The organism is Flindersiella endophytica, from assembly GCF_054779015.1.
In genome coordinates this window covers 336255-362088 of record NZ_BAAGYY010000036.1, presented here as the reverse complement: position 1 = coordinate 362088, position 25834 = coordinate 336255, and the positions used below count along the sequence as shown (strand labels likewise).

General features: G+C 69.4%; 27 protein-coding genes and 1 pseudogene. 12 read left to right on the top strand and 16 right to left on the bottom strand.

The window, feature by feature from the left end:
- Positions 1 to 116: 116 nt before the first annotated feature.
- Genes ACYVF6_RS40210 through ACYVF6_RS40200 form a run of 3 tightly spaced genes read right to left on the bottom strand, consistent with a single transcriptional unit; the run spans position 117 to position 2869 of the window.
- Complete coding sequence (locus ACYVF6_RS40210) at positions 117 to 1133, bottom strand: LacI family DNA-binding transcriptional regulator (protein ID WP_460530088.1); 1017 nt, start codon at positions 1131 to 1133, stop codon at positions 117 to 119.
- 29 nt (positions 1134 to 1162) lie between these two features.
- Positions 1163 to 2095 (bottom strand): AraC family transcriptional regulator, encoded by a 933-nt coding sequence (locus tag ACYVF6_RS40205; RefSeq protein WP_460530085.1) that lies wholly within the window; start codon positions 2093 to 2095, stop codon positions 1163 to 1165.
- Positions 2096 to 2107: 12 nt separating this feature from the next.
- Positions 2108 to 2869, bottom strand: coding sequence for a phytanoyl-CoA dioxygenase family protein (locus ACYVF6_RS40200; RefSeq protein ID WP_460530082.1), 762 nt, complete (start codon positions 2867 to 2869; stop codon positions 2108 to 2110).
- A gap of 129 nt (positions 2870 to 2998) precedes the next feature.
- Here ACYVF6_RS40200 and ACYVF6_RS40195 point away from each other — a divergent pair, with 129 nt between their 5' ends.
- The 4 genes from ACYVF6_RS40195 to ACYVF6_RS40180 all read left to right on the top strand — a co-directional run bounded on the left by ACYVF6_RS40195 (position 2999) and on the right by ACYVF6_RS40180 (position 6088).
- Complete coding sequence (locus ACYVF6_RS40195) at positions 2999 to 3883, top strand: hypothetical protein (protein WP_460530079.1); 885 nt, start codon at positions 2999 to 3001, stop codon at positions 3881 to 3883.
- Complete coding sequence (locus ACYVF6_RS40190; protein WP_460530076.1) at positions 3880 to 4812, top strand: carbohydrate kinase family protein; 933 nt, start codon at positions 3880 to 3882, stop codon at positions 4810 to 4812. The genes ACYVF6_RS40195 and ACYVF6_RS40190 overlap by 4 nt, the downstream gene beginning before the upstream one ends.
- A 138-nt stretch (positions 4813 to 4950) precedes the next feature.
- Entirely contained in the window at positions 4951 to 5424 is a 474-nt protein-coding gene (locus ACYVF6_RS40185) for an SRPBCC family protein (protein ID WP_460530073.1), read from the top strand.
- 1 nt (position 5425) lies between these two features.
- Positions 5426 to 6088, top strand: coding sequence for a TRM11 family SAM-dependent methyltransferase (locus ACYVF6_RS40180; RefSeq protein ID WP_460530070.1), 663 nt, complete (start codon positions 5426 to 5428; stop codon positions 6086 to 6088).
- Here the strand turns inward: ACYVF6_RS40180 and ACYVF6_RS40175 are convergent.
- The 5 genes from ACYVF6_RS40175 to ACYVF6_RS40155 all read right to left on the bottom strand — a co-directional run bounded on the left by ACYVF6_RS40175 (position 6075) and on the right by ACYVF6_RS40155 (position 11451).
- Positions 6075 to 6620 (bottom strand): adenylate kinase family protein, encoded by a 546-nt coding sequence (locus ACYVF6_RS40175; RefSeq protein ID WP_460530067.1) that lies wholly within the window; start codon positions 6618 to 6620, stop codon positions 6075 to 6077. The two genes, ACYVF6_RS40180 and ACYVF6_RS40175, sit on opposite strands and share 14 nt — an antisense overlap.
- Positions 6620 to 6976: a YdeI/OmpD-associated family protein gene (locus tag ACYVF6_RS40170; RefSeq protein WP_460530064.1), complete on the bottom strand. Its 357-nt coding sequence runs from the start codon at positions 6974 to 6976 to the stop codon at positions 6620 to 6622. Before ACYVF6_RS40170 ends, ACYVF6_RS40175 begins: the two co-directional genes overlap by 1 nt.
- Positions 6977 to 7042: 66 nt before the next feature.
- Entirely contained in the window at positions 7043 to 10105 is a 3063-nt protein-coding gene (locus tag ACYVF6_RS40165) for a DUF4153 domain-containing protein (RefSeq protein ID WP_460530061.1), read from the bottom strand.
- The gene (locus ACYVF6_RS40160; RefSeq protein ID WP_460530058.1) at positions 10102 to 10803 is read right to left on the bottom strand and encodes a response regulator transcription factor; all 702 of its coding nucleotides are present in this window, start codon (positions 10801 to 10803) and stop codon (positions 10102 to 10104) included. Before ACYVF6_RS40160 ends, ACYVF6_RS40165 begins: the two co-directional genes overlap by 4 nt.
- A gap of 66 nt (positions 10804 to 10869) precedes the next feature.
- Positions 10870 to 11451, bottom strand: coding sequence for a class I SAM-dependent methyltransferase (locus ACYVF6_RS40155; RefSeq protein WP_460530055.1), 582 nt, complete (start codon positions 11449 to 11451; stop codon positions 10870 to 10872).
- 76 nt (positions 11452 to 11527) lie between these two features.
- Here ACYVF6_RS40155 and ACYVF6_RS40150 point away from each other — a divergent pair, with 76 nt between their 5' ends.
- From ACYVF6_RS40150 to ACYVF6_RS40140, 3 genes are all read left to right on the top strand, one after another.
- Positions 11528 to 11905, top strand: coding sequence for a VOC family protein (locus tag ACYVF6_RS40150; RefSeq protein WP_460530052.1), 378 nt, complete (start codon positions 11528 to 11530; stop codon positions 11903 to 11905).
- Positions 11906 to 12135: 230 nt separating this feature from the next.
- A complete protein-coding gene (locus ACYVF6_RS40145) occupies positions 12136 to 13350 on the top strand; it encodes an MFS transporter (RefSeq protein ID WP_460530049.1) in 1215 nt (404 codons plus the stop codon).
- A 46-nt stretch (positions 13351 to 13396) separates the two neighbouring features.
- On the top strand, positions 13397 to 14206 hold the full coding sequence (locus ACYVF6_RS40140; RefSeq protein WP_460530046.1) for a methyltransferase domain-containing protein: 810 nt from the start codon (positions 13397 to 13399) through the stop codon (positions 14204 to 14206).
- Positions 14207 to 14218: 12 nt separating this feature from the next.
- Here the strand turns inward: ACYVF6_RS40140 and ACYVF6_RS40135 are convergent, their stop codons facing one another.
- From ACYVF6_RS40135 to ACYVF6_RS40125, 3 genes are read right to left on the bottom strand one after another with little or no spacing between them, the layout of a single operon-like run.
- Entirely contained in the window at positions 14219 to 15043 is an 825-nt protein-coding gene (locus tag ACYVF6_RS40135) for an ABC transporter permease (RefSeq protein ID WP_460530043.1), read from the bottom strand.
- Positions 15040 to 15774 (bottom strand): ABC transporter ATP-binding protein, encoded by a 735-nt coding sequence (locus ACYVF6_RS40130; protein WP_460530040.1) that lies wholly within the window; start codon positions 15772 to 15774, stop codon positions 15040 to 15042. Before ACYVF6_RS40130 ends, ACYVF6_RS40135 begins: the two co-directional genes overlap by 4 nt.
- 18 nt (positions 15775 to 15792) lie before the next feature.
- A complete protein-coding gene (locus ACYVF6_RS40125; protein ID WP_460530037.1) occupies positions 15793 to 16698 on the bottom strand; it encodes an alpha/beta fold hydrolase in 906 nt (301 codons plus the stop codon).
- A 55-nt stretch (positions 16699 to 16753) separates the two neighbouring features.
- Between ACYVF6_RS40125 and ACYVF6_RS40120 the strand changes: the two genes are divergently transcribed.
- The gene (locus ACYVF6_RS40120) at positions 16754 to 17311 is read left to right on the top strand and encodes a TetR/AcrR family transcriptional regulator (protein WP_460530034.1); all 558 of its coding nucleotides are present in this window, start codon (positions 16754 to 16756) and stop codon (positions 17309 to 17311) included.
- 400 nt (positions 17312 to 17711) lie between these two features.
- Here the strand turns inward: ACYVF6_RS40120 and ACYVF6_RS40115 are convergent.
- Positions 17712 to 18023: pseudogene (locus tag ACYVF6_RS40115) on the bottom strand (RNA polymerase sigma factor); the annotation flags it as partial.
- Between the two features lie 114 nt (positions 18024 to 18137).
- Here ACYVF6_RS40115 and ACYVF6_RS40110 point away from each other — a divergent pair.
- Both ACYVF6_RS40110 and ACYVF6_RS40105 read left to right on the top strand, forming a co-directional pair.
- Complete coding sequence (locus ACYVF6_RS40110; RefSeq protein ID WP_460530031.1) at positions 18138 to 18809, top strand: O-methyltransferase; 672 nt, start codon at positions 18138 to 18140, stop codon at positions 18807 to 18809.
- 10 nt (positions 18810 to 18819) lie between these two features.
- Positions 18820 to 19740 carry an aminoglycoside phosphotransferase family protein gene (locus ACYVF6_RS40105; protein ID WP_460530028.1) on the top strand — a complete coding sequence of 307 codons (921 nt, stop codon included), beginning with the start codon at positions 18820 to 18822 and terminating at the stop codon, positions 19738 to 19740.
- Positions 19741 to 19780: 40 nt separating this feature from the next.
- Here the strand turns inward: ACYVF6_RS40105 and ACYVF6_RS40100 are convergent, their stop codons facing one another.
- From ACYVF6_RS40100 to ACYVF6_RS40085, 4 genes are all read right to left on the bottom strand, one after another.
- Entirely contained in the window at positions 19781 to 20341 is a 561-nt protein-coding gene (locus ACYVF6_RS40100; protein WP_460530024.1) for a GNAT family N-acetyltransferase, read from the bottom strand.
- A gap of 35 nt (positions 20342 to 20376) precedes the next feature.
- Complete coding sequence (locus ACYVF6_RS40095) at positions 20377 to 21936, bottom strand: ABC transporter permease (protein ID WP_460530021.1); 1560 nt, start codon at positions 21934 to 21936, stop codon at positions 20377 to 20379.
- Positions 21933 to 22562 (bottom strand): TetR/AcrR family transcriptional regulator, encoded by a 630-nt coding sequence (locus ACYVF6_RS40090; protein WP_460530018.1) that lies wholly within the window; start codon positions 22560 to 22562, stop codon positions 21933 to 21935. The genes ACYVF6_RS40095 and ACYVF6_RS40090 overlap by 4 nt, the downstream gene beginning before the upstream one ends.
- Positions 22563 to 22693: 131 nt before the next feature.
- Positions 22694 to 23224, bottom strand: coding sequence for a GbsR/MarR family transcriptional regulator (locus tag ACYVF6_RS40085; protein ID WP_460530015.1), 531 nt, complete (start codon positions 23222 to 23224; stop codon positions 22694 to 22696).
- 75 nt (positions 23225 to 23299) lie between these two features.
- Here ACYVF6_RS40085 and ACYVF6_RS40080 point away from each other — a divergent pair, with 75 nt between their 5' ends.
- Positions 23300 to 24238: an ABC transporter ATP-binding protein gene (locus ACYVF6_RS40080; protein ID WP_460530012.1), complete on the top strand. Its 939-nt coding sequence runs from the start codon at positions 23300 to 23302 to the stop codon at positions 24236 to 24238.
- Entirely contained in the window at positions 24235 to 25827 is a 1593-nt protein-coding gene (locus tag ACYVF6_RS40075; protein WP_460530009.1) for an ABC transporter permease, read from the top strand. Before ACYVF6_RS40080 ends, ACYVF6_RS40075 begins: the two co-directional genes overlap by 4 nt.
- The last annotated feature ends 7 nt before the right edge of the window (positions 25828 to 25834 follow it).

Below are 25834 nucleotides of genomic sequence, written 5' to 3'. Positions count from 1 at the left end.
ACGCTGGCTGCGTTGGACGAAGATCGCCCGTATGACCGATACGAACGACTCCGCCCGCCTTGCCAGCCCGGCGCCATGACCGTCCTCGCTATCCGCCGACACTTGCAGGACACCCCCTAGCCGGCGCGCTTGCCGCCGCGAAGGCGCCTGGTCGAGCCGCGTTCGACCAGCGTGGTGCCGACCTTGCTCGCCCGCGGGCGTCCGGGGCTGGCCACTCTCGACAGCAACAGCTGCGCGGCTCGGGCGCCGAGCTCGAACGCGGGCTGCGCCACCGTCGTCACGCCGGGCTGGACCATGCTCATCCACGGCGCGTCGTCGAAGGCCACGAACGAGATGTCGTCGGGGATCCGCAGGCCGAGCGCGCTGATCTGGCGCCAGGTGGCCTCCGCGATCAGGTTGTTGGCCGCGAACACCGCCGTGGGCCGGTTGCGGCCGGACAGCAGGCGTTCGACCGACACCGAGATCTCGTCGGAGTCGAAGCCGCAGTGCAGCACCGACTCCTCGCGCATTGGCAGGCCGGCGGAATCCAGCGCCTGCCGGTAGCCCTTCAGCCGCCCGGCACCGGTGGTCCACACGGTCTCGTCGATCACGAGCGTGATCCGGCGGTGGCCGAGGCCGATCAGGTGCTCGGCCAGGGCCCGCGAGGCGGCCACGTTGTCGACCAGCACGGCGTCGCACTCGCCGCGGCAGAACTGACGGTCGAGCTCGATGACGGGCACGCCCTGCGCCAGCACGAACCTCGTCGCCTCGGCCGAGACCGGCGTCAACAGGACCCCGGCGACCCGCATCGCGAGGAACGTACGCGCCGCGGCGAGCTCTTCGGCGTCGTTTCCGGCGTCGTCGACGAGGACGATGGTGTAGCCGTGCTTGCGCAGCACGTTGCCGGCACCGGCCGCCAGCTCGGCGTAGAACGGGTTGCGCAAGTCGGAGACCAGCAACCCGACGGTGGGCGTGCTCTGCGCCTTCAGGCTGCGAGCGTTCGCGTCCGGGATGTAACCGAGATCTTCGGCGGCCTGCAGCACGCGGTCGCGTACGTCGGGCGCGGCATAGCCGTTGCCGGTAAGGGCTCTGGACGCCGTGGACCTGGACACTCCGGCGCGCGCGGCGACATCGGCCAGTTTCGCGCGGGCCATCCTGAACCTCACATCTCCACAGACACCCGTTAGCCCGGATGGGCAGAATCGCCGTTCATCGTATCCGGACCGTGGCGCGGCAGGTGCGTGGTGCCGTTGCGAGCGCGAACTTCGCCCGGCGTCAGGCCCCAGCGGCGGCGGAACGCCGTGGTGAAGTGTCGGACGTCCGGGTAGCCGCAGGCCCGTGCCACCTCCTTGATCGACCGCGAGCCGTCGACCAGGCGCTGGGAGGCGACCTCCAGCCGGTACCGCGTGAGATAGGCGTGGATCGTGGTGCCGGTGTACTGCCGGAACAGGCGGTTGGCGTGCCGCTCGCTGATGTGGACCTGCGCCACGACGTCGCGGACCGAAACCGGACGGCCGTAGTTGTCCTGGACGTAGCGGCGCATCGTCTCCACGAGCTGCTCGGCCTGCCCGCCCGGCTCGACGTGTGGCGCCGGCGTGAGGGCCGGATGGGCCACGAACGCCCGCGCGGTGTCGACCAGCAACGCCCGCGACAGCGCCGAGGCCATGTCGTCGAAGCCAGACCTCGGGGCGCTCGCCTCGGTGGCCAGCATCTCCAGCAGGGCCGGCACCTCGCCGGCGGCCCGGGACAGCACCGGCGCGCCCGGCGAGCCGAACGCCTCGAGCAGGGGCTGGGCGGCACTGTCGCGCTGCGGGATCAGCGTGAACGCCCAGAAGCAGATGCCCAGCGGATCCGTCTCGTCCGAGACGATCTCGTGGACGTCGCCCGGCCGGGCCAGGAACAGCGTTCCGGTGGCCACCTCGTGCGGGTGGCCACCGGAACGGAACACACCGCTGCCGGAGTAGGCGTAACAGACTTCGTAGAAGGAGTGCAGGTGCAGGTAGTTACGCCACGGGCCGGGGTCGTGCACACCCCAGTAGACGAACTCCGCCCGGTGGCCGCCAACGGACACGGCGATCCGGGCGGAGTTCAGGTTGACGAGCGAGCGGCCATTCATCTCAGGTCACGGTCAGGCCGTGACGGTCCGGCAGGTGGGATCGATTCCACGCAGGATCATCCCCTGTCCGAGCGACCCTGTGTGGGAGTCGTTGGTCGGATAGTCCTCGGGGTCGCGGTACTGCACCAGCCACGTCGTGCGCGCCTCGTTCGTGGAGTTCACGCCCGAGCCGTGGACGGTATGGTAGGAGAAGAACAGCACGTCTCCGGCCTCGGCCTCGCACGGCACCGAGCTCTCCAACGGCCACTCCGAGAACGGCAGGTGCCAGCCGCCGTCCTGCACGTGCTCGATCAGGCCACGCTTGTGGCTGCCCGGCACGACCCGGACACAGCCCTTCTCAAGCGGTGCGTCGTCGAAGTGGAAGATCGCGGCGCCGACCGTGTGGGCGGCGTGCGGGAAGAACGGCGCGTCCTGGTGCATCGGGAACGGCGAGCCCTTCTCCGGTGGCTTGATGAACAGCTTGGTGTGGTGGAGCTGGACGTTCGGCGTCCCCATCAGTGCCGCGGCGACGTCGGTGAAGCGTTCGTCGACCAGCAGCCGGCTGAACGTCGCGGAGTAGAACTGCGCGTCGTGGCAGTGCTTCAGCTCGGTCTGCATCCCGCCCATCGTGATCTCGCGAGCGCTCCCCCACGTCGGATCGACGTCGCGGTTGAGCCGCTTGATCAGGGCGTGGCTCTCCTCGCGGTACTCCTTCGCCTCAGCCTTGTCCAGCAGTCCTTTGACGAGCAGATAACCGTTCTCGCGATAGAAGTCGACGTTCGGTTGCTCCGCCATCGTTTCTCACCCTTCCGGGTCGGTGTTCGAGAAGTCACCTCGACCGTAGGCATGGTCCGGACGGCGATGGCAGGACCTGGACGGACATCATTGTTGACGAAACGGACACGCTTGGCCACGCTGCTAGGAATGAGCTTGGGACCTGACGGACTACACCACCTCGCCCGCGACAACGGCACGTTTCTGATGGTCGCGATGGACCAGCGCGAGTCGCTGCGCGCGATGCTCGCCGACGTGGAAACCCCACAGCGTAAGGCCATCGACGTGCCCGACTCCGAGTTGATCACGTTCAAGCAGGACGTCGCGAACGTGCTCGCTCCGGAGGCCTCCGGCTTCCTCGTCGACCCGGAGTTCGGCACTCCGATCCTGCGTACGCCGATGTCCGGTACTGGCCTGATCGTCGCGGCCGACGCGCTGTCGGCAAGGCCGGGCGAGGTGGTCGGCGACGCGGTATTCGACGAATCGCTGGATCTGTCCGGATTCGCGGACCGCGGCGTCGCAGCCGCGAAGTTGCTCGTGCTGTGGCGCGAGGACGGCGGGGAGCAAGCGCAGGTTGCGCAGTCGGAGAAGTTCGTCGCCGCCTGCCGGGCGGCCGGGTTGATGAGCATCGTGGAAGGCGTCGTGCGGCCACCCACCCCGGATCCGGAGGCGGCGATCCGCTGCGCGGAGGCGCTCGGCGCGACCGGTCCGACGCTGTACAAGGTCGAGGTGCCCTACCACGGCAAGGCGGAACCAGGACGGATCACCGAGGCGGCCTTGCGGCTGACGGCCGTCCTGCCGTGCCCGTGGGTCGTGCTGTCGTCGCACGTCGACCGCGCCGACTTCCCCGCAGCGGTCGAGGCGGCCTGCCGCGGTGGCGCGTCCGGGCTGCTGGCCGGGCGGGCGTTGTGGACGAACGCGCTGACCGCCGCCGACCGCAAGCAGCGCCTGCGTACGGAGTCGGTGCCGTACCTTCGCGAGCTGTCGCGGATCGTCTCCTCGGCCGCCCGGCCGTGGAACGAGGTGGCCGCGTGACGGCACCGACAGGACCAACAACACCGGCCAGACCGACCAGACTGGTCTTCGTCGGCTCGGTCAACACCGACACGATCGCGGTCGTACCCAAGCTGCCGGGCACCGACGAACGGCTGCTGGCGCGCGAGATCGTTCACGGGTTCGGAGGAAACGCAGCCACCGCCGCCGTGGCCGCCGCCCGGCTCGGTGCCGAGGCCGCGTTCATCGGCCCGGTCGCCGACGACGACCAGGGCCGGCAGGTCGAGGTCGCCCTGGCCAGGGAGGGCGTCGACACCAGCGGGCTGGTGACGATCCCGTCGGGTTCTGGCGGCGAGAGCGTCGTGCTGGTGGACGAGTCGTCCGGCACCCGCGCGATCTGCGTGCGCCGCCCACCCGCGTTCACCGTGCCGGCCGATGGTGTGGCCGCCGACCTGGTTCGCGGGGCCGACTGGGTGCACGTCGACTACCTCGGCTGGCCGGTCGTACGCGAGCTGGTGGGTGATCGCCTGCACCGCGTCTCGGTCGATGCCGGCAACGACGTCGAAGGGCTGAGCCTGCGTGGCCTCGGTCTCTACGGCCCGACGATTCCGGCCCTGCGGCGGGCCTACGGCGACCTGCCGCCGGAGGACCTGGTGCGCCAAGCCCAGCTTGCCGGCGCGCTGTGCGTGGTGGCGACCAACGGTGCGGACGGCTGCGTTGCCGTCGACGAAGCCGGAGTGTGCGTCGACGCGGGTGGATTCCCGATCGAGGTGACGAGCTCGCTCGGCGCCGGCGACGTCTTCCACGGCGCGCTGCTGGTCGCGCTGGCCCGCGGCGACTCGTTGCCCGAGGCCATGATCTACGCCAACGGCGCCGCCGCGCTCTCCTGCCGGGCGGTCGACGGGCGTTCCGGCATCCCGGCTGACGAGGAACTGCGCGGCTGGCTCGCCGTACACCGCCAGGACCGCTGAATACACGGACGAATCGGATGTATCGTCCCTACCGGAATCGGCCCGGCGCCATGGAGAAGCGCTCCCACCCCGAACACGCCGGAATCCATCGGCCCGAATGTCCGTCAGCTGGGGCATTCGATGCGATCATGATGTGCCATGGCCGGTGGTGCACGTGCGAGCATCCAAATCAAGGCTGACAGCAAGATCGTCTACAACGTCGTCAGCGACGTGCCGAACATGCCCAAGTGGGCGGCGGAGGTCGAGGAATGCCGGTGGATCGGCGGTGCGAAAGGGCCGGTCGCGGGCGCGAAGTTCAAGGGCATCAACAAGAACGGCGCTTCGCGCTGGTGGACGATCTCGCGGGTCACTGACGCCAAGCCGGGCCGTTCGTTCGCGTGGCGGGTCACCTCGATGGGCTCGCCGATCGCCGACTGGCGCTACCTCATCGACGGCACCGAGGACGGCTGCCAGGTCACCGAGAGCACGACCGACCTGCGCAGCGGATTCTTCCGGATGATCAGCCCGGTGGCGACCGGCGTCTCCGACCGCGACGAGCACAACCTGCGCAACATCGAGGAGACGTTACGCAACCTCAAGGACTACATCGAGTCCGGCAGGTACCGTTCCTGACGTGGATCCCGTCATCCGGCTGCGGGCCGAGACCGGTCCCCGTGGCCGCGAGCATGCCGAGGAGTTCGAGCCCGGCGAGTGCTACACCGAGTCGCTGGTCGAGACGTTCCTGGCCGCCTACACCAAGCCCGGCGACCTCGTCTTCGACCCGTTCGCCGGATCTGGTACGACGCTGGTCGTCGCCGAGCGGATGGGCCGCCGGGCACTGGGCCTGGAGCTGCACGCCGAGCGCGTGGACTACGTCAAGTCCAGGTTGGCCGCCCCCGCCGCGATCCGGCAGGCCGACGCGCTGCGACTGGGCGAGCTCGACCTGCCTCCGATCGACTTCTCGATCACGTCGCCGCCGTACATGACCAGGACCGGGCATCCGGAGAATCCGCTGACCGGCTACCAGACGACGGACGGCGACTACCCCCGCTATCTGGGCGAGATCACCGAGGTCTACCGGCAGCTGCGGCCGCTGCTGCGGACCGACGCGCGGGTCGTGCTGAACGTCGCCAACCTGCGCCACGACGAGGACAGCACCCTGGTCACTCCCCTGGCCTGGGACATCGCCGGCGCGGTGTCGGAGGTGCTGCGGTTCGAGCGCGAGATCGTGATCGACTGGGACGTTCCACTGCCGTGGTTCACCAACGACTACTGCCTGGTCTTCAGGCCGGAATGACCTTCGCCAGCACCGCGCAGATCCTGGCGGTCACCGTCTCGACCGGGCCGTCGGCGTCGACCCGGTGCAAGCTGCCCTTGCCCTCGTAGAAGTCCAGCATCGGCTGGGTCTCGGTGTTGTAGACCTCGATCCGGTGCTCGACGGTGTCGGCGTCGTCGTCCTCGCGGCCGCGTTCGTGCAGGCGGCGGACCAGTTCGTCGTGGGGTACGTCCAGGCAGATGACCGCATCGAGGGCGAGGTCGGACAGCTCCTCGGCCTGCGCGTGATTGCGCGGAATGCCGTCCAGGACGTAGCCACGGCTCGCGTCAGGTGCGTCGATCCGCTCACGCAGCATCGCCAGCACCAGCTCGTCGGGCACCAGGCCGCCGGAGTCCATCGAGGGCTGGGCCGCGCGCCCGAGCTCGGTGCCGTCGTCGACGTTGGCACGCAACAGCTCGCCACTCGACACATGGGGTACGGAGTAGCGCTCCGCGATCCGCTTGCCCTGCGTGCCCTTCCCCGCGCCGGGAGCCCCGACCAGCAAGACCCGCATCAGGCCCCGAGCTCCGTGCGCAGGTCGGCGGGCAGGATCGCCAGGCCCGCCGGCGCCATCCGGCCGGCCGCGTGCAGCGCGCGAACCCGATCCCGGTTGGTCTCGGTCCACGAGCTGCGCGGCCGGCGCGGAGTCCAGCGCAAGGCGTACGACTCGTCGTCGATGCCCTTCTCCAGGCTGTCGATCCAGCCGAAGCACAGGCCTTCCTCGACCGCCTTGGTGTAGTCGATCGACGGCTTACCGGACTTCTTCTTGAAGCGGATCATCCAGATCTCGGTCTTGGTCTGGTGGTTTGCCTCGAGCCAGGCTCGCCACTCCTCCGGCGTGCGAACCAGTACCGTCTCTGTGATCTCCATGTGGACATGATGTCAGGTCAGCAGGTCTCCAGTACGGATCAGCGCAGGATCTGCGCCCGTGCTCGCTCAGTCGTCGTACGCCGGGGTGGAGGCACCGTAGTTGCAGGTGACGTCCTCGTTGACCGGACGATCGTGGAGGATCTGGTGACCTCTGGCCCGGGCGAGGTTCCAGCTGGTCCACTCGCTCAGCTTGTCGCTCGAAGGATCGAGGTCGCTGCTCCACATGATGTCGCGGATGACACAGCTGCGTACGGGCTCGGGCAGCTTGTCGAGCGCAGGAATCGCGTCCGCACCGAGGCCGCTGAGGTAGGACTGGTCGATCTGGTCGACACCGCGCTCGCGGATCGAGCTCTCCGCGATCCGCAGGTCGGGGTTCCAGCCGGCGAACACCAGGAGGCCGACACCGGTGACCGCGACGATCGTACGCGGCAGCCAGTGCGCCGATCCCTTGCGCAGCAGGCGAATCCCTCCGGCGATCAGCACGAGCGCGAACACCGCGGCCAGCCACCAGATCGTCGCGGCCACCTCGGCGCGCAGCCGGGACCAGCCGTACACGTCGACGTAGAGATGGATGCGTTGCATCGCCGATGCCAGCACGACCAGCGTCCAGCCGCAGAGCAGGCCGAGCAGCCCGGCCGCCAGCCAGCGGTCCCGGCCGTTGAACGTCAGCATCCCGGCGACGACGGCGACGATGCCGAGCACGAACACGCTGATCCACACCAGCTGGAAGAAACCCGAGCGGGCGTACTCGGCGTAGGTCATGCCCGCGGTCTCCAGGACGTGGCGCTGCCCGCCGAACAGCACGGAGGCCTGCACCACCACGAACATCGCGAACAGCGCGTTGAGCGCGACCAGCGGGATCAGCCAGACCGCGCGGCTGAGCCGGAACCCGATCGTCGGCGGCTTGGGCTCGGCGACCGGCCGCAGCGCGACCAGCACCACCGCGGCAAGCGACAGTGCGAAGAAACCGAACACGACGATCCGGGCGGGCAGCGTCTCGAGCCAGTCGGCCTGCCAGAGCACCTCGACGTAGCTTTCGAAGACGACATCGGCGGCGGCGAACAGCGAGCCGAACACGAGCAGCAGGACGAGCGTGACCACGGTGCCGACCACGGCCGGCGCGAGCTTCCCGCGGCTGAACGATCGCTTGATCGGGCCGCCGAGGAACCAGGGCAGGTGGAGTGCGGCCAGCGGGACCGAGAACCAGCCCTTGACGATGCCGAGCCAGTGCTTGCCGGTGCCGGCGACCGCCAGCGCGCCGAACGCGGCGGCGGCCAGGACCATCGGCGCCACCATCCACGGGGCGTCGCGGAAGACCACGACCGAGACCAGCAGGTAGGAAATCGCGGCGAACCCGATCGTCCACGGAGTGAGCCGCTTGCGTACGGCAGGCGCGGCAGCCACGCCGACGGCGACCGTGGCGAGGAAGAAGCCGATGCCGGGGTTGGTGAGCGGCCACGCGATCGCGGCTACCAGGCCGACGGCCGCGCTGCGCCACGTGAGCCACTTCGGGCTGTCGGGCAACTTCGGGCGCGGAAAGATCGGCGGCGGTACGTAGTTGGGCGGAGGCGGCGGGAACGGCTGTGGCTGGCCGGGGCCGAATGCGGGCTGCTGCCCTGGCGGAGCGGACCAGGCTGACGGCGCAGCAATGGTCCCACCGCCGGGATTGTTGACAGGATTGCCTACAGGATTGCCTACAGGATTGCCTACAGGATTGGCTGCAATCGCGGCAGCAGGACTCGCAGCAGGACTCGAAACAGGGCTGGCGACCGGATTGTCGACGGGATTGTCGACGGAATCGGCTGCAATCGCGGCAGCCGGATTGTCCGCAAGATTGTCTGCAAGATTGCCGCCAGGATTGTTGACGAGATTGGCACCAGGATTGTTGACGGGATTGCCGCCAGGATTGTTGCCAGGACTGCCGCCAGGACTGCCGCCAGGACTGGCACCAGGACTGGCACCAGGATTGGCGACAATCTCTGCCTCGGGCGCGGTGCTGGCTTCCTTCGCGGGCTGCGGTTCCGGTGTCGGCGCGGGCGAAGGGGGCGTCTCACTCATCAGGATCCTTTCGGGGAGCTCGATGCTCATCTGGCAGCCGGTGCCCGCCTCCGGGCTCGGGGAGTCGGCGACCTGGATCGTTCCGTCGTGCAGTTCGACGATTTCCTTGGTGATCGCCAGCCCCAGCCCGGTGCCGCCGAGGTCTTCGGCGCGGCCGGCGTCGAGCCGGGAGAAGCGTTCGAACACGTGCGTGCGTTCGGCCGCCGGAATGCCCGGGCCCTGGTCGGTGACCGTGAGCCGGACGCCCCGGCCGTTCGGCGCGGCCTCCAGCGTGACCGTTCCGCCTTCGGGGCTGTGGCGCACGGCGTTGTCGAGCAGGTTGGCCAGCGCCTGCGCCAGCAGGTCGGGGTCGGCGCGGACGGCCAGGTCGTCGGGTACGTCGCAGCGCACCTCGACCTCGGAGCGTCCGAGTGCGGACTCGCGGACGGCCTGGTCGCACAGGTCGGCCAGCTCGACGATCTCGGGCTGGATCAGCCTGGCGCCGGACTCCAGCCTGGACAGGTCGAGCAGCTGCTTGACCAGCCGGCCGAGCCGTTCGGTCTGGGCGAGTGCGGTGCCGAGTGTCTGCGGGTCGGGTTCGGAGACCCCGTCGACGAGGTTCTCCAGCACGGCCCGCAGGGCGGCGATCGGAGTTCGCAACTCGTGGCTGACGTTGGCGACGAGCTCGCGGCGTTGCCGGTCGACCTCGGCCAGGTCGCCGGCCATCGCGTTGAACGCGCGGGCCAGCTCCCCCACCTCGTCGCGCGACTCGGCTCGTACCCGCAGGTCGTAGCCGCCCTTGGCGATGCGCTGGGCGCCGGCCACCATGTCGCGCAGGGGTTTGGTCATGCCGCGCGACAGCACCTGCACCATGCTCAGCGCGAGCAGCGTGGCCATGACGACGCGTGCGGGAGCCGGCATGCTGACCAGCCGGCCGCCCTCGTTGACGAGGAACGCGGTGGCGACGGAAGCCACGATGACGACGCCGAGCTTGACCTTGATCCGCCCGAGGCCGTCGAGGATTCCGGCCGGCGCGTCGTCCTCATCCGGCTCGCCGGGTTGGCCGGGCCGGCCTGGTGCGGGAAAGATCACGGCCGCTCCAGGGCGTAGCCCACGCCGTGGACCGTACGCACGACGCCCGGGCCGAGCTTGCGGCGCAGCGCGCGGATGTGGCTGTCGACCGTGCGGGTGGCCGCGACCTGGGTGTAGCCCCAGATGTCGGCCAGCAGGTGCTCGCGTTCGAAGACCTGCCCCGGTCGTTCCGCGAGCCGGTGCAGCAGGTCGAACTCGGTCTTGGTGAGCTGGATCTCGCTGCCGGACACGTAGACCCTGCGTTCGGTCGGGTCGATCGTGACCGCACCGATCCGGATCGCCTCGTCGGTCGCGAGCCGCCCGGCCCGTTCGACCCGGCGCAGCAGGGCGCGGACACGGGCCACCAGCTCGCGCATGCTGAACGGCTTGGCTACGTAGTCGTCGGCCCCGACTCCGAGCCCGACGAGCAGGTCGGTCTCGTCACCCAGCGCGGTGAGCATCAGCACCGGCACCGGCCGGGCGGCCTGGATCCGGCGGCACACCTCGAGCCCATCGAGCCTCGGCAGCATCCGGTCGAGGACCACTAGGTCGGGCTCGGTGCGTTCGTAGGCGATCAGCGCCGCCTGCCCATCCAGCGCGATCCGAACGTCGAACCCCTCGGCCACCAGGCGGTCCCGCACAGCGTGCGCGATCGTCTCGTCATCCTCGACGATCAGTACCCTGGGCTGTGCCTGCGACGAGGCGTTCGAATTGGCCATGGCCGCAGCTTAGGGTCACCGTGTGCAGAGAGTCCCGGCGAAGTTGTGAAGATTTCGCGTAACCGGCTAGACCGCGGAGATCACTGCCAGGTCGCGGTGCTGCCAGCGAACGGACGCCGTGAAGTCGGCGGCTTCCAGCCAGCGCAGCTGCTCGGCCAGCGTGCTCGGGGTGTCCTCGACGCCGTCGATCGGCGTGACCACGTCGGCGGGATCCTCCGGAACGATCAGGTCGGCCAGGACGAACCGCCCACCCGGCGCCACGATCGCCCGGATGCGGTTGAACAGGTCGGCCTTGCCCGGGCCGTCGAGATGGTGCACCGCGAGGGCCGAGATGACCAGGTCGAACATCTGGTTCGGCAGCGGATCCTCCAGCCGGCGCACCTCGAAGCGGGTCTGATACGGACGAAGCGCCCGCCGGGCCGCGTCGAGCATCGGGGCGCTGGAGTCGATACCGAGGTAGTCGGCGCCTGGATGGACGGCGAGCACGCGACGGGCGGTCTCACCGCTGCCGGCGCCGAGGTCCAGGATCTTTCGCGGATACAGCCCCTGGGTCGCTTCCACGACGGCAGACTGCAACTGCTCGTAGTCAGGGATTTCTTCGGCCATCAGGGCGAGGTAAGAATCTGGGTCCCAGGCAAACTGGCTCACCCACTCAAGGGTAGTCGGGCAAAGGCTTGCCTGAAAACCGTTTGATGAGAATGTATGAGGAAGGACAACCTGAGCCATGACATCCGGAATCTTCAACGTCGCGTTCGACTGTGCTGACCCGTACCAGTTGGCGATGTTCTGGAGCAAGGTGACCGGTCACCCTCTCGACGCCGAGGACTCGCCCGGCGATCCGGAGGTCTCGATCACGCTGCCGAGTGGCCTCAACCTGTACTTCCAGCGCGTACCCGAGTCCAAGGCCGGTAAGAACCGCGTCCACGTGTGCTTGCGCCCCCACGGCCGCCAGGCCGACGAAGTGCAACGGCTGCTGGCGATCGGCGCCACGATCGTCGACGATCGGCGGGAGCTGCCCGAACACGGTGGATGGGCCGTGCTGGCCGATCCGGAGGGCAATGAGTTCTGCCTTTTGCGGAAGCCGATGCAACGCCAGGAGTAAATGCCTGGAGCAGTGCCTGAAGCGATGACAACACATTCTTGCGGCAATGTCGCATTCCGGTCGCGTCGCTCCGATGGATTCTGTCGGTGGGCGTCTGGCAGGCTGGAGGGAGCGGCGAGCACAGTGGAGTGGCGCCAAGTCATCCGTCGACCTCGAAGGCTGTCCGCGTGTCAGATTCATCATCTGCCCAAGACCAGCAGGTTTCCACTCCCTCCCGCTCCAGACGCTCGTTGCTTCGCCGGCATCCACTCCTCGCGCTCAAGACCAGCTACGGCTTCATCTACGCCGTCGACGGCGCGCTGCTGCCGTTTCTGTCCGTCCTGCTCGCCCAGCAACACGGCCTCACGCCGTACGAAGTGGGCGTCGTGCTGGCCGTTTCCGGACTCGCGGCCGTTGTCGGGCCGCCGCTTGCCACGCTGCTCGCCGACAGCTTCGGCCGGGTGGACCGGCTGCTCGGCGTCAGCATCCTGCTGTGCGGGGTCTCCCTACTGGCGTTCGGTTTCGTGCACGGCTACTGGTGGGTGCTGATCGTCTACACGATCTACAGCCTGGCCAGGGAGCCCGGCCGCCCGCTGCTGGACGGCGTCTACTTCTCCGCCCGGCACACCGAGCCGGCGGTCGCCGTCAGCAGCTACCACAAGGTACGCATCTGGGGCAGCGCCGGCTTTCTCGTCCCAGGCGTCCTGCTCTACTTCGTGCTCGGCGCCGCGAACGACTCGCTGGCCTCGCTGCCGTTCATCGCGTGCGGCATGACGGTGCTCGGCCTGCTGACCGTTCCGGCGCTGCCGGTGCCGGTGCATCGCTACATCGAACGGGTCCCCCTGCGGCACACCGCGCGCGCCGCCTGGCAGGTGTTCAGCCAGCCGAACCTCGCGGTCTTCGTGCTCGCGATGTTCCTCGTTCAGACCGCTTTCACCGCATACATGGCGTTCTACCCGTTCCAGGTGACGCAGGTCGTCGGGCTGGAGGCGCGTTGGCTCGGGCCGCTGATGGCGCTGGGTGTCGCGCTCGAGGTCTGCTACATGGCGGCGTTCGGGTGGTTCGTACGCAAGCTCGGCTGGCGCTGGTTCATGGTGAGCGGCGTGGTGCTGCAGGCGGTGCGTTCGATCGCGCTGGCGGTCATACCGACAGCGGCCGCGGTGATCGGCGCGCAGCTCGTGCACGGCATGATCATCATCGTCACGCTGGTGGGCACGCGCGCGCTCCTCGACCGGCACGCGACCGAGCGGATTCGCTATACGGTGCAGGGCTTCTACGTGATGTTCGTGTTCGGCGTCAGCCGCATCCTCGGCAACTGGCTCGGCGGCGCCCTCGCCGAGGCCAGCCTCACCGCGATGTTCTGGGCCGTCGCCGCCTGCTGTGTCGCAGCCGCGCTGATGCTGCTGTGGTCGCTGCGCAACGAGTCGAACGACGTGGAGGCCGCTCCAGCGCCGTCCACATCGTAAGACTCAAGTCTTGTTATGCGAGACGTCGCGGTGCTACGGTCGCGCCATGACGTCGAACGCGGCCGTCTACACCCACGGCCACCACGAATCGGTCCTGCGCTCCCACCGGTGGCGCACGGCAGAGAACTCCGCGGCTTACCTCGTGCCGCACCTTCAGCCCGGAATGTCGTTACTGGACGTGGGATCCGGGCCCGGCACGATTACTGTGGACCTCGCCCGGCTGGTCGCCCCAGGCCTGGTGACCGCGTGCGAGGTGACCGCCGAAGCGCTCGCGCTCACCCGCGCCGAGGCCGAGCGGCAGCAGCAGGGCAACCTCGCGTTCGAGGTCGCCGACGTGAACCACCTGCCGTTCGACGACGACACGTTCGACGTCGTGCACGCGCATCAGGTGCTGCAGCATCTGAGCGACCCGGTCAAGGCACTGGCCGAGATGCGCCGCGTCTGCAAGCCGGGCGGCTATGTCGCGGCCCGCGACGGTGACTACGAGGCGTTCACGTGGTTCCCGGCCGTGCCCGAGCTCGACGAGTGGCTGGCGCTGTATCGCAAGCAGGCCAGGGCGAACGGCGGCGAGCCGGATGCCGGCCGGCGGCTGGTGTCGTGGGCGAAGGCCGCCGGCTTCACCCAGGTGACCGGCGGCGCGTCGGTGTGGTGCTTCGCCACTCCGGAGGATCGCGCCTGGTGGGGCGAGTCGTGGGCCGAGCGGATCGTGTCGTCCTCACTCGCCAGGCAGGCCGTCGAAGCCGGCGAGGCCACGACCGCCGACCTGCGGCGGATCTCCGGTGGCTGGCTCACCTGGGTCGCCGCCGACGACGGCTGGTTCGCCACCCTGCACGGTGAGATCCTCTGCCAGGCTTGACGATCCGCAGCATCAACGGGCGAGGCCGCGCCGCAGCACGAACGTCGCCAGCAGCAGGCAGGCGAGGTCGAACAGCAGCAGCGCGGCCGTCGCTCGGCCCAGCAGTGACCACGACCAGCCGTCCAGCCCAAGGCTGCGAACCGCATCGATCGCGTACGTCATCGGGTTGAACCGCGCCATCGCGCGCAGCCAGTCCGGCATCAGGCTCAGCGGCACCAGCGCGCTGCTGACGAACGTCAACGGCAGCCCGGCGAACCCCGTGATGGTGAAGAAGTCGGCGTGGTTCTTGAGCGCGAACGCCAGCGTCATCGACAGCGACGTGATGCCGGCGCCGAACAGCGCACCGATCAGCAGGCTGCCGGCGATGCCCGGCAGGCCGCTGGCGTACCGGACACCGAGTGCGTACGCGGCCAGCAGGATCACCACGCTCTGGACGCAGCTCAGCCCGACGACGTAGCAGAACCTGCTTGTCACGAAGGAGATCCGGTGTACGGGTGCGGCGAACAGCCGGACCAGGAGCCCGCTCTCGCGATCGAACAGCAGTTCCACTCCCCCGACGATCGACGCGTTGAAGATGGTCATCACGACCGCGCCCGCGGTCATGAACCGGAGGTAGTCGCCGCCCGGAATCGACGCCTGCGCGGCCATCCGCGACAGCAGGTGGCCGAAGAGCAGCAGCCAGATCACCGGCTGCACGATCGCGCCGACCATCGCGAACGGCTCCCGGCGAAGCCTCGCCAGCCAGCGTCCGAGCAGCGCACGGTGCTCGCGCCAGACCTGCACGGCAACGGGGACAGGGCCAGGGACGGCAACGGGGTTACCGGCGGTCGTACTCACAGCTCACTCCCCGCTCCGGTCAGGGTCAGGTAGACCTCGTCGAGGCTGCCCAGGCCGTACTCACTCTTCAGCTCGACGGGAGCGCCGATCGCGTTGATCCGCCCGTGATCGATCACCGCCACCCGGTCGCACAGCGCGTCCGCCTCGTCGAGGTAGTGCGTGGTCAGCAGGATGGTCGTGCCCTGTTCGCGGACCCGGCGGACGTGCTCCCAGAGCCTGCGCCGGGCCGCGATGTCGAGGCCGAGCGTGGGCTCGTCGAGGAACAGGACAGCGGGCCGGTGCACCAGGCCCATTGCGAGCTCCAGCCTGCGGCGCATGCCGCCGGAGTAGTCACGGACGAGCCGGTCGGCGTCGGCGGCCAGGTCGACGAGCCCGAGCAACTCGTCGGCTCGCTCGCGGCTCTCGCGCCGCCCGAGGTGGTGCAGGCCGGCGATGAACCGCAGGTTCTCCCGTGCGGTCAGCTGCGGATCGACCGCCCGTTCCTGCGGCACCCAGCCGACCGAGCGCCGGACGGCCTCGCGCTCGTTCCGTACGTCGAACCCCGCGACGTAGGCCCGGCCGGCGGTCGGCCTGAGCAGCGTCAACAGGATCTTGATCGTGGTGGTCTTGCCCGCACCGTTCGGGCCGAGCAGGCCGAACACCTCGCCCTTGGCCACGGCGAAGCTCACACCGGCCAAGGCGTTGGTGGCACCGAACCGGTGCACGAGGTCGTCAACAAGGATGGCGTTCACGGCTACTATGCTAGCAACCTAGCCGAAGAACTCCAGTGCGCGCTCGAGTACCGCCTCCGGCTGCTGGTCGACGAGGAAATGGGCCGCACCCGCGATCGTCTCGACCCGCAGGTCGTCCGCGTACGGCTCGTACCCACCCATGAACTCGGCCCGGACGACGGGATCCTCGGCCCCGATCAGGAGCCGGGTCGGTGTCGTGAGCCGGGTGTCGCGGTAGGCGCCGCCGATGATCCGCCTGCCCTCGGGCTGGATGAACCCTCGATACAGTGCCGCGGCGGCCCGCGTGCGCGCGGGCTCGCGCATCCGGGCCAGGAAGATCTCGAGGTCCGCCTCCGAGCAGGTGGGCCGGCCTGCGGCGCGCTCGCCCAGCAGGTGGCGAGCGAGCGGCTGCCTCCCCGAGCCCAGCAGGCGGGGACCGAGGCCGGGCGTGACGATCGCGAACTGGAACCACATCCGCCACATCGCCGGGAGCATGCGGTGGTCGAACCTCAGGTACGGATGCGGGATCGCACAGCTGATGTAGCGGCCGACCCGTTCCGGATGGCGCAGGCAGAGCAGAAAGCCGAGGATCGCTCCCCAGTCGTGTGCGAGCACGTGGACGCGGTCGAGCCCACGCGCGTCCAGCAGTCCGATCACGTCGGCGAGCAGTTGCTCGCGGTTGTATCCGCCGGCCGGAGCGTCGGTCCAGCCGGCGCCGCGCAGGTCCGGGCAGATCACGCGGTGGTGCTCGGCCAGCCCGGGGATCACGGCACGCCATTCCCACCAGTGCTGGGGAAATCCGTGCAGCAGCAGGACCGGCTCGACTGTGCTGCCTGCTGTGCTGACTTCTGGGCCGGCCTCGACGACGTGCATGCGCAGTCCTGGAAGTTCGATGTCGTGGTGCTCGACTCCGTCGAGCGCCGGAAGTGCGGTGGTGCCTGACATGGCAGCACGGTACTACGTTCGTAGTGCTTTGGCACTACGTTTATAGTATCCCGTCGTGAAGTCCACGAAGATCCGCGCGCTCGAGGCCGCTGTCGACCTGGTCGGAAGCCAGGGGCTGCGTGCTCTCACCCACGCGCGCGTCGACGCGCGCGCCGGACTGCCGAAAGGCTCGACGTCCAACCACTTCCGGACCCGGGCGGCGCTGCTCGGCGGCGTCCTGGACTGGATCCTGGAACGCGAGCTGCCGCAGGTGGACACCGCGTTGGCACCGGCCTCCGCCGGCGAGCTCGTCGACGGCCTGTGCGAGGTGCTGGACTACCTCACGGGCGTCAACCGGCCCGCCACGACCGCGCGACTGGCCCTGTTCCTGGAAGCCGGCCACGACGAGCAGCTGCGTACGGCCGTGTCGCGTGGCCGGGCGCTGATGGAGGCCGCCGCCGTGTCCATGCTGGCCAGGTTGGGCGCGGCCGACCCCGTCACCGCGGCCGGCGCGATCGCCGCCTGTTCCGAAGGGCTGATCCTGCACCGCATCGCCCGCCACGACGAGACCGACCCACGCCCGATCTACGAGCTACTCGTCCGTGCCGCGTTCGCTCCCGGCCAGTCGCAGTGAGACCCGTTCGGTAGCCGGACTGGTCGCGTCGATCTCGACCCGGACGCTCTCGCCGACCGCCAGCACCTCGCCTGGATGACTGATCGGATGACCGACTGGTTGACTGGCGTCGCGGCACCTTGGCCACCAGTACGCGCGAACGCTGCTGGTCGACCTCGGCGACGACGCACTCCACTTCCTCACCGATCAGCTCGCCGCCGGCCGGCCGGCGTTCGGCCTGTCCGGGCAGCAGCAGAACCGCAGGCATGCCGATATCCACTGTGTACAAGGGCGTTCCGCCGAGCTGGCCGGTCACCTTCGCCGTCACGAGCTGGTCGGTGCCCGCCAGTCGCAGCGCTTCCTCCATGGTCCTGATCCGCAATGTCCCTCCTCTGACGAGTTCTTCGACGAGTTGGACCCGCAACGCCGCGAGCCCGCGATGGACATGCCGGGCAACCGATCCCGGGCTGATCTCCAGGACCCTGGCAACCTCCGCCTGCGTGAGGCCGGCCAGATAGTGCAGGGCCACCGTCTCGCGCTGACGCCGGGGCAGCTCCCGTAACGCCTGCGTCAGCGTGAGCCGCAACGTCAAGCCGTCCTGAACGTCGGCGACCGGTGGGAAATGGTCACCGGCCAGGTCGGCCGGCCGCTCCTTGCCGCGTACGCGGTCGATCGCCAGGTTGGTGGTGACTCGCAGCACCCGGGTGAACGACTCGGTGCAGGTCGTGTGCATCTCCATCAATCATCTACACGGCACAGCACGCCGCTTTCTTGACATCGAGGATTCCGTTTCTGGCCACCAGCGGGGGCGTTCTGTCGCCGAGCGGGATCGCGTATGGTCGGCCGGGTGAATCAGCAGCTGTGGTCCGACGTCGACCAGTACTTCACCGATGCCCTGATACCCGCCGATCCCGCGCTCGAGGGCGCGCTCGCAGCCAGTGCCGAGGCCGGACTGCCCACCATCAGCGTCGCGCCCAACCAGGGCAAGCTGCTGCAGCTGCTGGCCCGCATCCAGGGCGCTCGTTCGATCCTCGAGATCGGAACGCTCGGCGGCTACAGCACGATCTGGCTGGCTCGCGCGCTCCCGGACGGCGGCCGGCTGATCACGCTGGAGGCCGACCCGAAGCATGCCGAGGTCGCGGGCTCCAACATCGCGGCAGCCGGGCTCGCCGATCGCGTCGACCTGCGAGTCGGACCGGCCCTCGACACGCTGCCGAAGGTGGACGCGGAAGGTGCCGGTCCGTTCGACTTCATCTTCATCGACGCCGACAAAGCCAGCATTCCGGACTATTTCGACTGGGCGCTGAAGCTCTCGCGGCCTGGAACCGTCGTGGTCATCGACAACGTCGTACGCGGTGGAGGCGTTGTTCAAGCCGACAGTCAGAGCGCTGATGTGCAGGGCATCCGGCGACTGCACGATCAGCTGAAATCCGAGCCACGAGTAGACGCGACCACCCTGCAAACGGTCGGAAGCAAGGGATGGGACGGTTTGACCATCGCGGTAATAAATGGGGGCTAACCTGGGGCGCGTGGCCCTCCCTCAGTCCGATGGCTTGACCGATCAGGTCTCGCCATCCATCCATCGCGCGATCGCGGACATCAACCGCTCCTATGGCGCGCAGCTGGCGCTCCGGTCGAGGTTTTCCGGTGGCCTGCAAGGTGGGGCCTATCTGCTCGAAGACCCTGACGGCCGGGTCGCGGTCCTGAAATGGTTCCCGGACGCGCGCCGGCTGCAGGAGCTGCAACGAGTCGCGCAAGCCGTCGAGTCGGTCCGTTCGGTCGGCTACCCCACCCCTGCCTGGCTGGTTGTCGGGGCCACCGACGAAGGCGTCTATCAGCTGACCAAATACACGCCAGGTGAGCCCGCCACACCGCTGACTCTGCACAACGCGACGCAACTGGTCGGCATCCTGGAGCAGCAGGCCGGGCTGAATCCGCTGCCCGAACGCGACTGGTCGGAATACGTCACGGCGACCGTGCTCGACTCCCCCGCCTATGGCTCGCGCAAGACGCTGGAGGGTCTCGGCCAGCCGGGACTCATGCTGATCGATCATTACCACTGGCTGCTCGGCCGGCTCGGCCCGACCGCGTTGCCGTCGACCGACCTGGTGCACGGCGACTTCAACAGCTGCAACGTGCTCATTCACAACCGGCGAATCAGCGGCGTCATCGACATCGAGGCGCTGGGCAGCGGGAGCCGGGTGATCGACTACGCCTGGCTGCTGCGCGAGGCCTGGATGGAGGGCGCCGGCCAGCCCGACCAGTGGGCCACGCTCGCGATGATCCGCACGGCCGCGGAGGCGGTCGCGGGCCCGTCGGCGCTCGCGTTGTGCGTCGCGGCGACGGCCTTCGACATCGCTGTGTGGACCAGCAACACCGAGCCAGCCGATCTCTCGCGGGTGCTCGACCGCCTGCACCAGCTGGCCGACTACCTCGCCCGCCCGGCCTGAGCCGGCACACGCTCCTTGTCCGCCTGCGGCAGGCCGGTGCTCAGCCGGCCCGCTTCGCGGTCCGCCATTCGGATGCGAGCACGGACCAGATCTCCGAGGTGAGCCGGGTTCCCCGGTGCGGGTAGTTCTCCCGCAGCACGCCTTCCTTCTGCATGCCGAGCCGCCGGGCGACGGCGATGCTGGCCTGGTTGTCGGTGGCGGCCACCCACTCGACGCGATGGAAGCCGCGTTCCTCGATCGCCCAGTCGATGATCGCGCGGGCGGCCCGGGTGACCAGGCCCCGGCCGACCGCTGCCGGCTCCAGCCAGCAGCCCGCCTCGGCGCTGCTGCGTACGACGTCCATCACCCGGAACAGCACACCGCCAACCAGCTTGCCGTCGGCCCAGATGCCCCAGATCCGGCCGGTGTCGGCCGCGGTCTTGTCGGCGTAGCTCTGGAGGTAGGCGCGACTGGACGCCAGGTCGCTGACCGCGTCGGCCAGCCCGATGTAGCGGCTCACCTGTTCGCGCGCCCGGTCCATGTGGGTCAGGAACTCCTCGGCCTGCCACGGCTCGAGCGGGCGCAGCTCCGCGCCGTCGTCACCCAGTGATCTCGCCAGCATTTTCGTCGTCCTCCAAAGCCTGCGGCCGAACCGGCCTATCCAACGTCCCTGCGGCGGATGCCGGCCAGGCCGGCCGCGACCAGGGCACTGGCCAGCGCCAGCAGCACCACGATCGGTCCGGGTGTGAGCGGCACACCGAGCAGGACGCGAGGGATGTGGGTGAACGGCGACAGGTCCAGCAGCGCCTGGCTGACCTGACCGAACTCGAACGCCAGCTCCAGCAACAGGAACACCACGAGCAGCGCCCAGCTTACCGCCGTCGCCAACCGCGGCAGGAATCCCTGCAGCGCAAGGGCGATCGCGGCCACGACCCACACGGCCGGCAGCCAGAGCAGCGCGCTGCCCAGCAGGGCCGGCAGCTGCTCTCCGACGGCGTGCGTGGCGAGCCCGTATGCCAGGCCGGCGAACATGCCGGCCGCGCCCAGCAGCACCGCGGGCCCGAGCAGCGCGAACACCAGATGCGCGGCGACCCAGCGGATCCGGTTGGGCGCGGTGGCGAGCAGCAGTTCGGCGAGCCCGCTCTGCTCCTCTGTGCGCAGGCGCAGTGCGGTGAGGATCGCGTACCCGGCCGCGGCCTGGCTCAGGACCAGCGAGCTGAACGTGAACAGCGCGTCGGCACCGGAGAACAGGCCACCCAGCTGGTCGGTCGCCCCGAGCGTCGCGACGCCGAGCAGGAGCCCGACCACGGCGTAGGCGGCCGTCCACGCCAGCAGGCTCGCCCGATGCGTACGCCAGGCCAGTGCGAACGCGGTCCGCAGGCCCGGCGCACCCGCCGGAGGTCCGAGCTGGGCGGGCAACAGGCCGGCCGCGAGGTCGCGCCGGCCGGCCAGTGCGAAGGCGGCCGCACACACGACGCCGGCCAACCCGGCGAACAGCCCGAGCACCCACCAGCGGTCGCCGGTGTAGGCGCGGGTGAGCCTCGCCCACCCGAACGGCGACAGCCACGCCGGCCAAGCCTCGCCGCGCGCGTCGCCAGCTGCCCTGAGCAGGAAGAGGAATCCCAGCGCACCGAACGCGACACCGCGCGCCGTGCCCGCGCTCGCCGTCAGCTGCGCGGCGACCGCGGCCACCGAAGCCGAGGCGATGCCGACACCGGCCGCCGAGAGCCCGAGCACGAAGCCGCCGGCCGGCGGCAGTCCGGTGGACGCCAGACCACCCGCCAGCAGCAGTCCCGCGAGCAGGTTGGAGGCGAACACCACCGCCAGGACAGCCGTCAGGCTCGCAGGCCGCCCGACGACGGTCGATCCGAGCAGCTCGCGCCGTCCGGTCTCCTCCTCGACGCGGGTGTGCCGGATCACGATCAGCAGGCTCGCGATCGCGAAGATCAGCGTGCTCGACATGCCCGCACCCCAGGCCGTGACGCCGCCGAGCGTGGGCGCGTAGACGATTCCCCGCATGGCGACCTGCGCCGGGTTGCTCATCGCGTCGTCGGCGTACTGCCGTAGTGCTTCTGCCGTCGGATAGAGGTCGCCGGCCCCCGACGCCAGTCCGAGCGGCACGAGCGCCGCGACCGCGATCCACACCGGAAGCACCAGCCGGTCTCGGCGCAGGACGAGCCGGACCAGGCCACCGGTTCCCGCAAGTGTCCCGCTCATCGGTTGGTCCCCTCACCTTTGCCGTGCCGCTCCAATCCGGTGCGTGCCTGGCTGGTCAGGTCCGCTCCGAAGAGGTCGGGCGAGACGATCGACAGCAGCGCACTGCCGATCCGTGGCAGCGATCCGGGCGAGAACGCGTCAGCGCCGAACGCCCGCGACAGGTGCTCGTGCAGTACGTACACACCCAGCCGCATCGCGACGAACACCGCGGCCTCGCCGCGCGGGTCGGCCGAGGGCGTGTGCTCGGCGAGGAACGACTCGGTCGTCGTGACCAGCTCGTCGTAGAGGGCGGCCGCACCCGGCGTGCCGTCGGCCAGGGCCCGGCCGAGATAGCGGAGTACGGGCGGCGCGAGCTGGTGCGCCTCGGCGACGTACGCGGGCTCGGACAGCTGCTGCTCGTCCACAGCCAGGGTGATCTGCTTGCGGACGAACGCCAGCACGTACGCGTCGCAGGCGTCGAGCAGCCCGGCCTTGCTGCCGAAGTGGTGCTGCACCAGCCCCAGCGAAACGCCCGCACGGTCAGCGATCGCCCGCATCGTCGCGCCCTTGCTGCCGTGCTCGGCGAAGTGCTCCAGAGCCGCATCCCGGATCCGGGCCTTGGCGGTGAGGTCGTCAGCGGGTCGCATCCACGACCTCCAATACAATTGTATGGCTCACAAGTCATCTGTATAGCATGGGTATGCGCAGGGCAAACGAAAAGGGCGCCGATCGGCTACCGGCGCCCGTGCGGGTGGAAGGAGAGGTCAGGTGGAGCGGGTCAGTCGACGTGGAGCGTCTCGCGGTACTCCCGCCAGCGCTCGAGCATCGCCGGGAGTTCCTTGGCGACGAAGTCGAAGAACGCTGTCGTCTCGATCAGGCGCTTGCCACCAGGCGTCTCGGGTCCGAGGATGTCGATCCCCTCGCGCATGCGGTCCGCCCAGCGGCCCATCAGCCGCTCGCGGTCGACGATCGTCTCGAACCAGAGGTTGCTGTGCAGGGCGTAGAGGTCACGCCGTGAGCCGGGCTCGCGTTCGCGATGCAGCATGCCGGCCTGCTCCAGATAGCGCACCGCGCCTGAGATCGCCGCCGGTGACGCCTTCAGCCGCCTGGCCAGCTCGGCGGCGGTCAGCCGTCCCTCTTCCGAGACCACGAGTGCCGCGAACACCCGTGCGCCCATCCGGTTGGTGCCCATCTCGACAAGTGCGCCGGCCAGTCGTTCGACGTAGCGTTCGACCTCGGTCGGGTCGCGTTGTGATTCTGGTCTCGTTCCGGGTGCCGGCGGCGACCCGGACCCTGTTCTCCCTGGCATGGCGCCCATCCTCCCTGATTGATTTAGTGTTCACTAGATTCACAAGTTTATGAATGAAGTGTACAGTGAGGTCTCATGACATCTGCCATTTCCGTCCAGGGCCTGTCCAAGTCATTTGGGCGGACCAAGGCTCTCGACGGTCTCGACCTCACCGTGAGCACGGGCGAGGTCCACGGCTTCCTCGGGCCCAACGGCGCCGGGAAGACCACGACGATCCGCGTCCTCCTCGGCCTGCTGCGTGCCGACGGAGGCACCGCGAGCCTGCTCGGGGGTGACCCGTGGAACGACGCCGTCGCACTTCATCGGCGGCTCGCCTACGTCCCCGGTGACGTCACGCTGTGGCCCAACCTGTCCGGCGGCGAGGTCATCGACCTGCTCGGCCGGCTGCGTGGTGGACTCAACCCGAAGCGCCGCGCCGACCTGCTCGAGCGCTTCGACCTCGACCCGCGCAAGAAGGGCCGCACCTACTCCAAGGGCAACCGGCAGAAGGTCGCTCTGATCGCCGCGCTGGCCTCCGATGTCGAGCTGCTGATGCTCGACGAGCCGACCTCCGGCCTCGACCCGCTGATGGAAGAGGTCTTCCGCGACGTCATCGAGGAGGAACGCCGGGCCGGCCGGACCGTCCTGCTCTCCAGCCACATCCTCGCCGAGGTCGAGGCGTTGTGCGACCGGGTGACGATCATCCGGCAGGGCAAGGCGGTCGAGAGCGGAACGCTCTCCGAGCTGCGGCACCTCACGCGTACCTCCATCCAGGCCGAGCTGGCCGCACCGGCCAACGGGCTGGCGAACCTGCCCGGCGTCCACGACCTTCAGATCGACGGCAACCGGGTGCGCTGCGAGGTCGACACCACCGAGCTCGACGCCGTGCTGCGCCAGCTGACCGCGGCCGGCGTACGCAGCCTGGTGAGCCAGCCGCCGACGCTGGAAGAGCTGTTCCTGCGGCACTACTCCGACGAGCTGGCCGGAAATCAGCACGGCAACCACAACAGCAACCACGCGGGGGCGTCGCGATGAACGCTCTTGCCGGAACCGGCGGACTCGTACGCCTCGCGCTGCGCCGCGACCGGATCCTGCTGCCGGTGTGGATCGTCATCTTCGCCGGCATCGCGGTCGGGTCGGCCCAGGCCTCGATCGAGCTCTTCCCGACGGTGCAGTCGAGGGTCGACGCCGCGTTGGCGGTCAACAACGCGCCCGCGCTGGTCGCGTTGTACGGCCGGGTCTACGACCCCACGTCGCTCGGCGCGGTGTCGATGATCAAGATGATCGCCTTGTACGCCTTGTTCCTCGGCGTCCTGGCCATCTTCACCGTCACCCGGCACACCCGCGCCGAAGAGGACGCCGGCCGGCTGGAGCTGGTCGGCGCCGGCGTCGTCGGGCGTTACGCGGCGCTGACGGCGGCTCTCGCCGTCTCCTACAGCACCGCGATCGTCATCGGGCTGATCGTCGCGCTCGGCCTGACCGGCGTCGGGCTCCCGGCCGGCGGCTCGTTCGCGTTCGGCGCGATGTGGGCGATGGTGGCGTGCACGTTCGCCTCGATCGCGGCCATCGCGGCGCAGATCACCCAGAACGCCCGCTCTGCCAACGGCATCGCCGCGGGTGCGCTGGCCGTCGCGTTCGTGCTGCGGGCCGTCGGCGACACCTCGGGGCCGGAGTGGCTGTCGTGGCTGTCGCCGTCCGGTTGGGGTGTGGCGGTGCGCCCGTTCGCCGGCGACCGCTGGTGGGTGCTGCTGATCCCACTGGGCTTCGTCGCCCTGATGACCGCCGGTGCGTACGCGTTGGCGGGCCGCCGTGACCTGGGTGCCGGACTGCTGGCCGAGCGGCCTGGACCCTCCCGCGCGGCCGGCTGGCTGGGCACGCCCCTCGGTCTTGCCTGGCGGCTACAACGTGGTGCGTTTATCGCCTGGACGATCGGCTTCGCGTTCGGCGGGCTGCTGCTCGGCAACATCGCCGCCAGCATCGGCGGCATGCTGGACGACAACCCGCGCTTCCGCGAGATCCTGCAGACGATGGGTGGCACCGACGGCATCACCGACGGTTTCTTCTCCGCCGTTCTCGGGATCATGGGTGTCCTGGCCTCCGCCTACGGTGTCCAGGCGGCACTGCGACTGCGTTCGGACGAAGCCGGGCAACTGGCCGAGCCCGTGCTTACCGCGGCCGTACGCCGGAACCGATGGACGGCGAGCCACCTGCTGATCGCGTTCGCCGGCACGGCGTGGTTGGTGCTCGTGATGGGCGTGTTCGCGGGTTTCGCCCACGGCGTGCAGACCGACGACCTGGCCGGCGCGTTCGAACGCGTCGTCGGCGCCGCACTCGTCCAGATTCCCGCGACCTGGGTGCTGGTGGGCATCGTCGCCGCGCTGTTCGGGCTGGTGCCACGGTGGAGCTCGCTGGCGTGGGTGTTCCTGGTGTTCTTCCTGCTGCTGGGCGAGTTCGGGTCGTTGTTCAAGCTCAACCAGGCCGTGCTCGACATCTCGCCGTACGCGCACGTGCCGAATCTGCCAGGAGGTGAGCTCGCGATCGCCCCGCTGGCCTGGCTGACCGGCGTGGCCGTCGTGCTGACCGCGGCGGGCCTGGCCGGCTTCCGGCGGCGCGACATCGGGTGACCTAAGC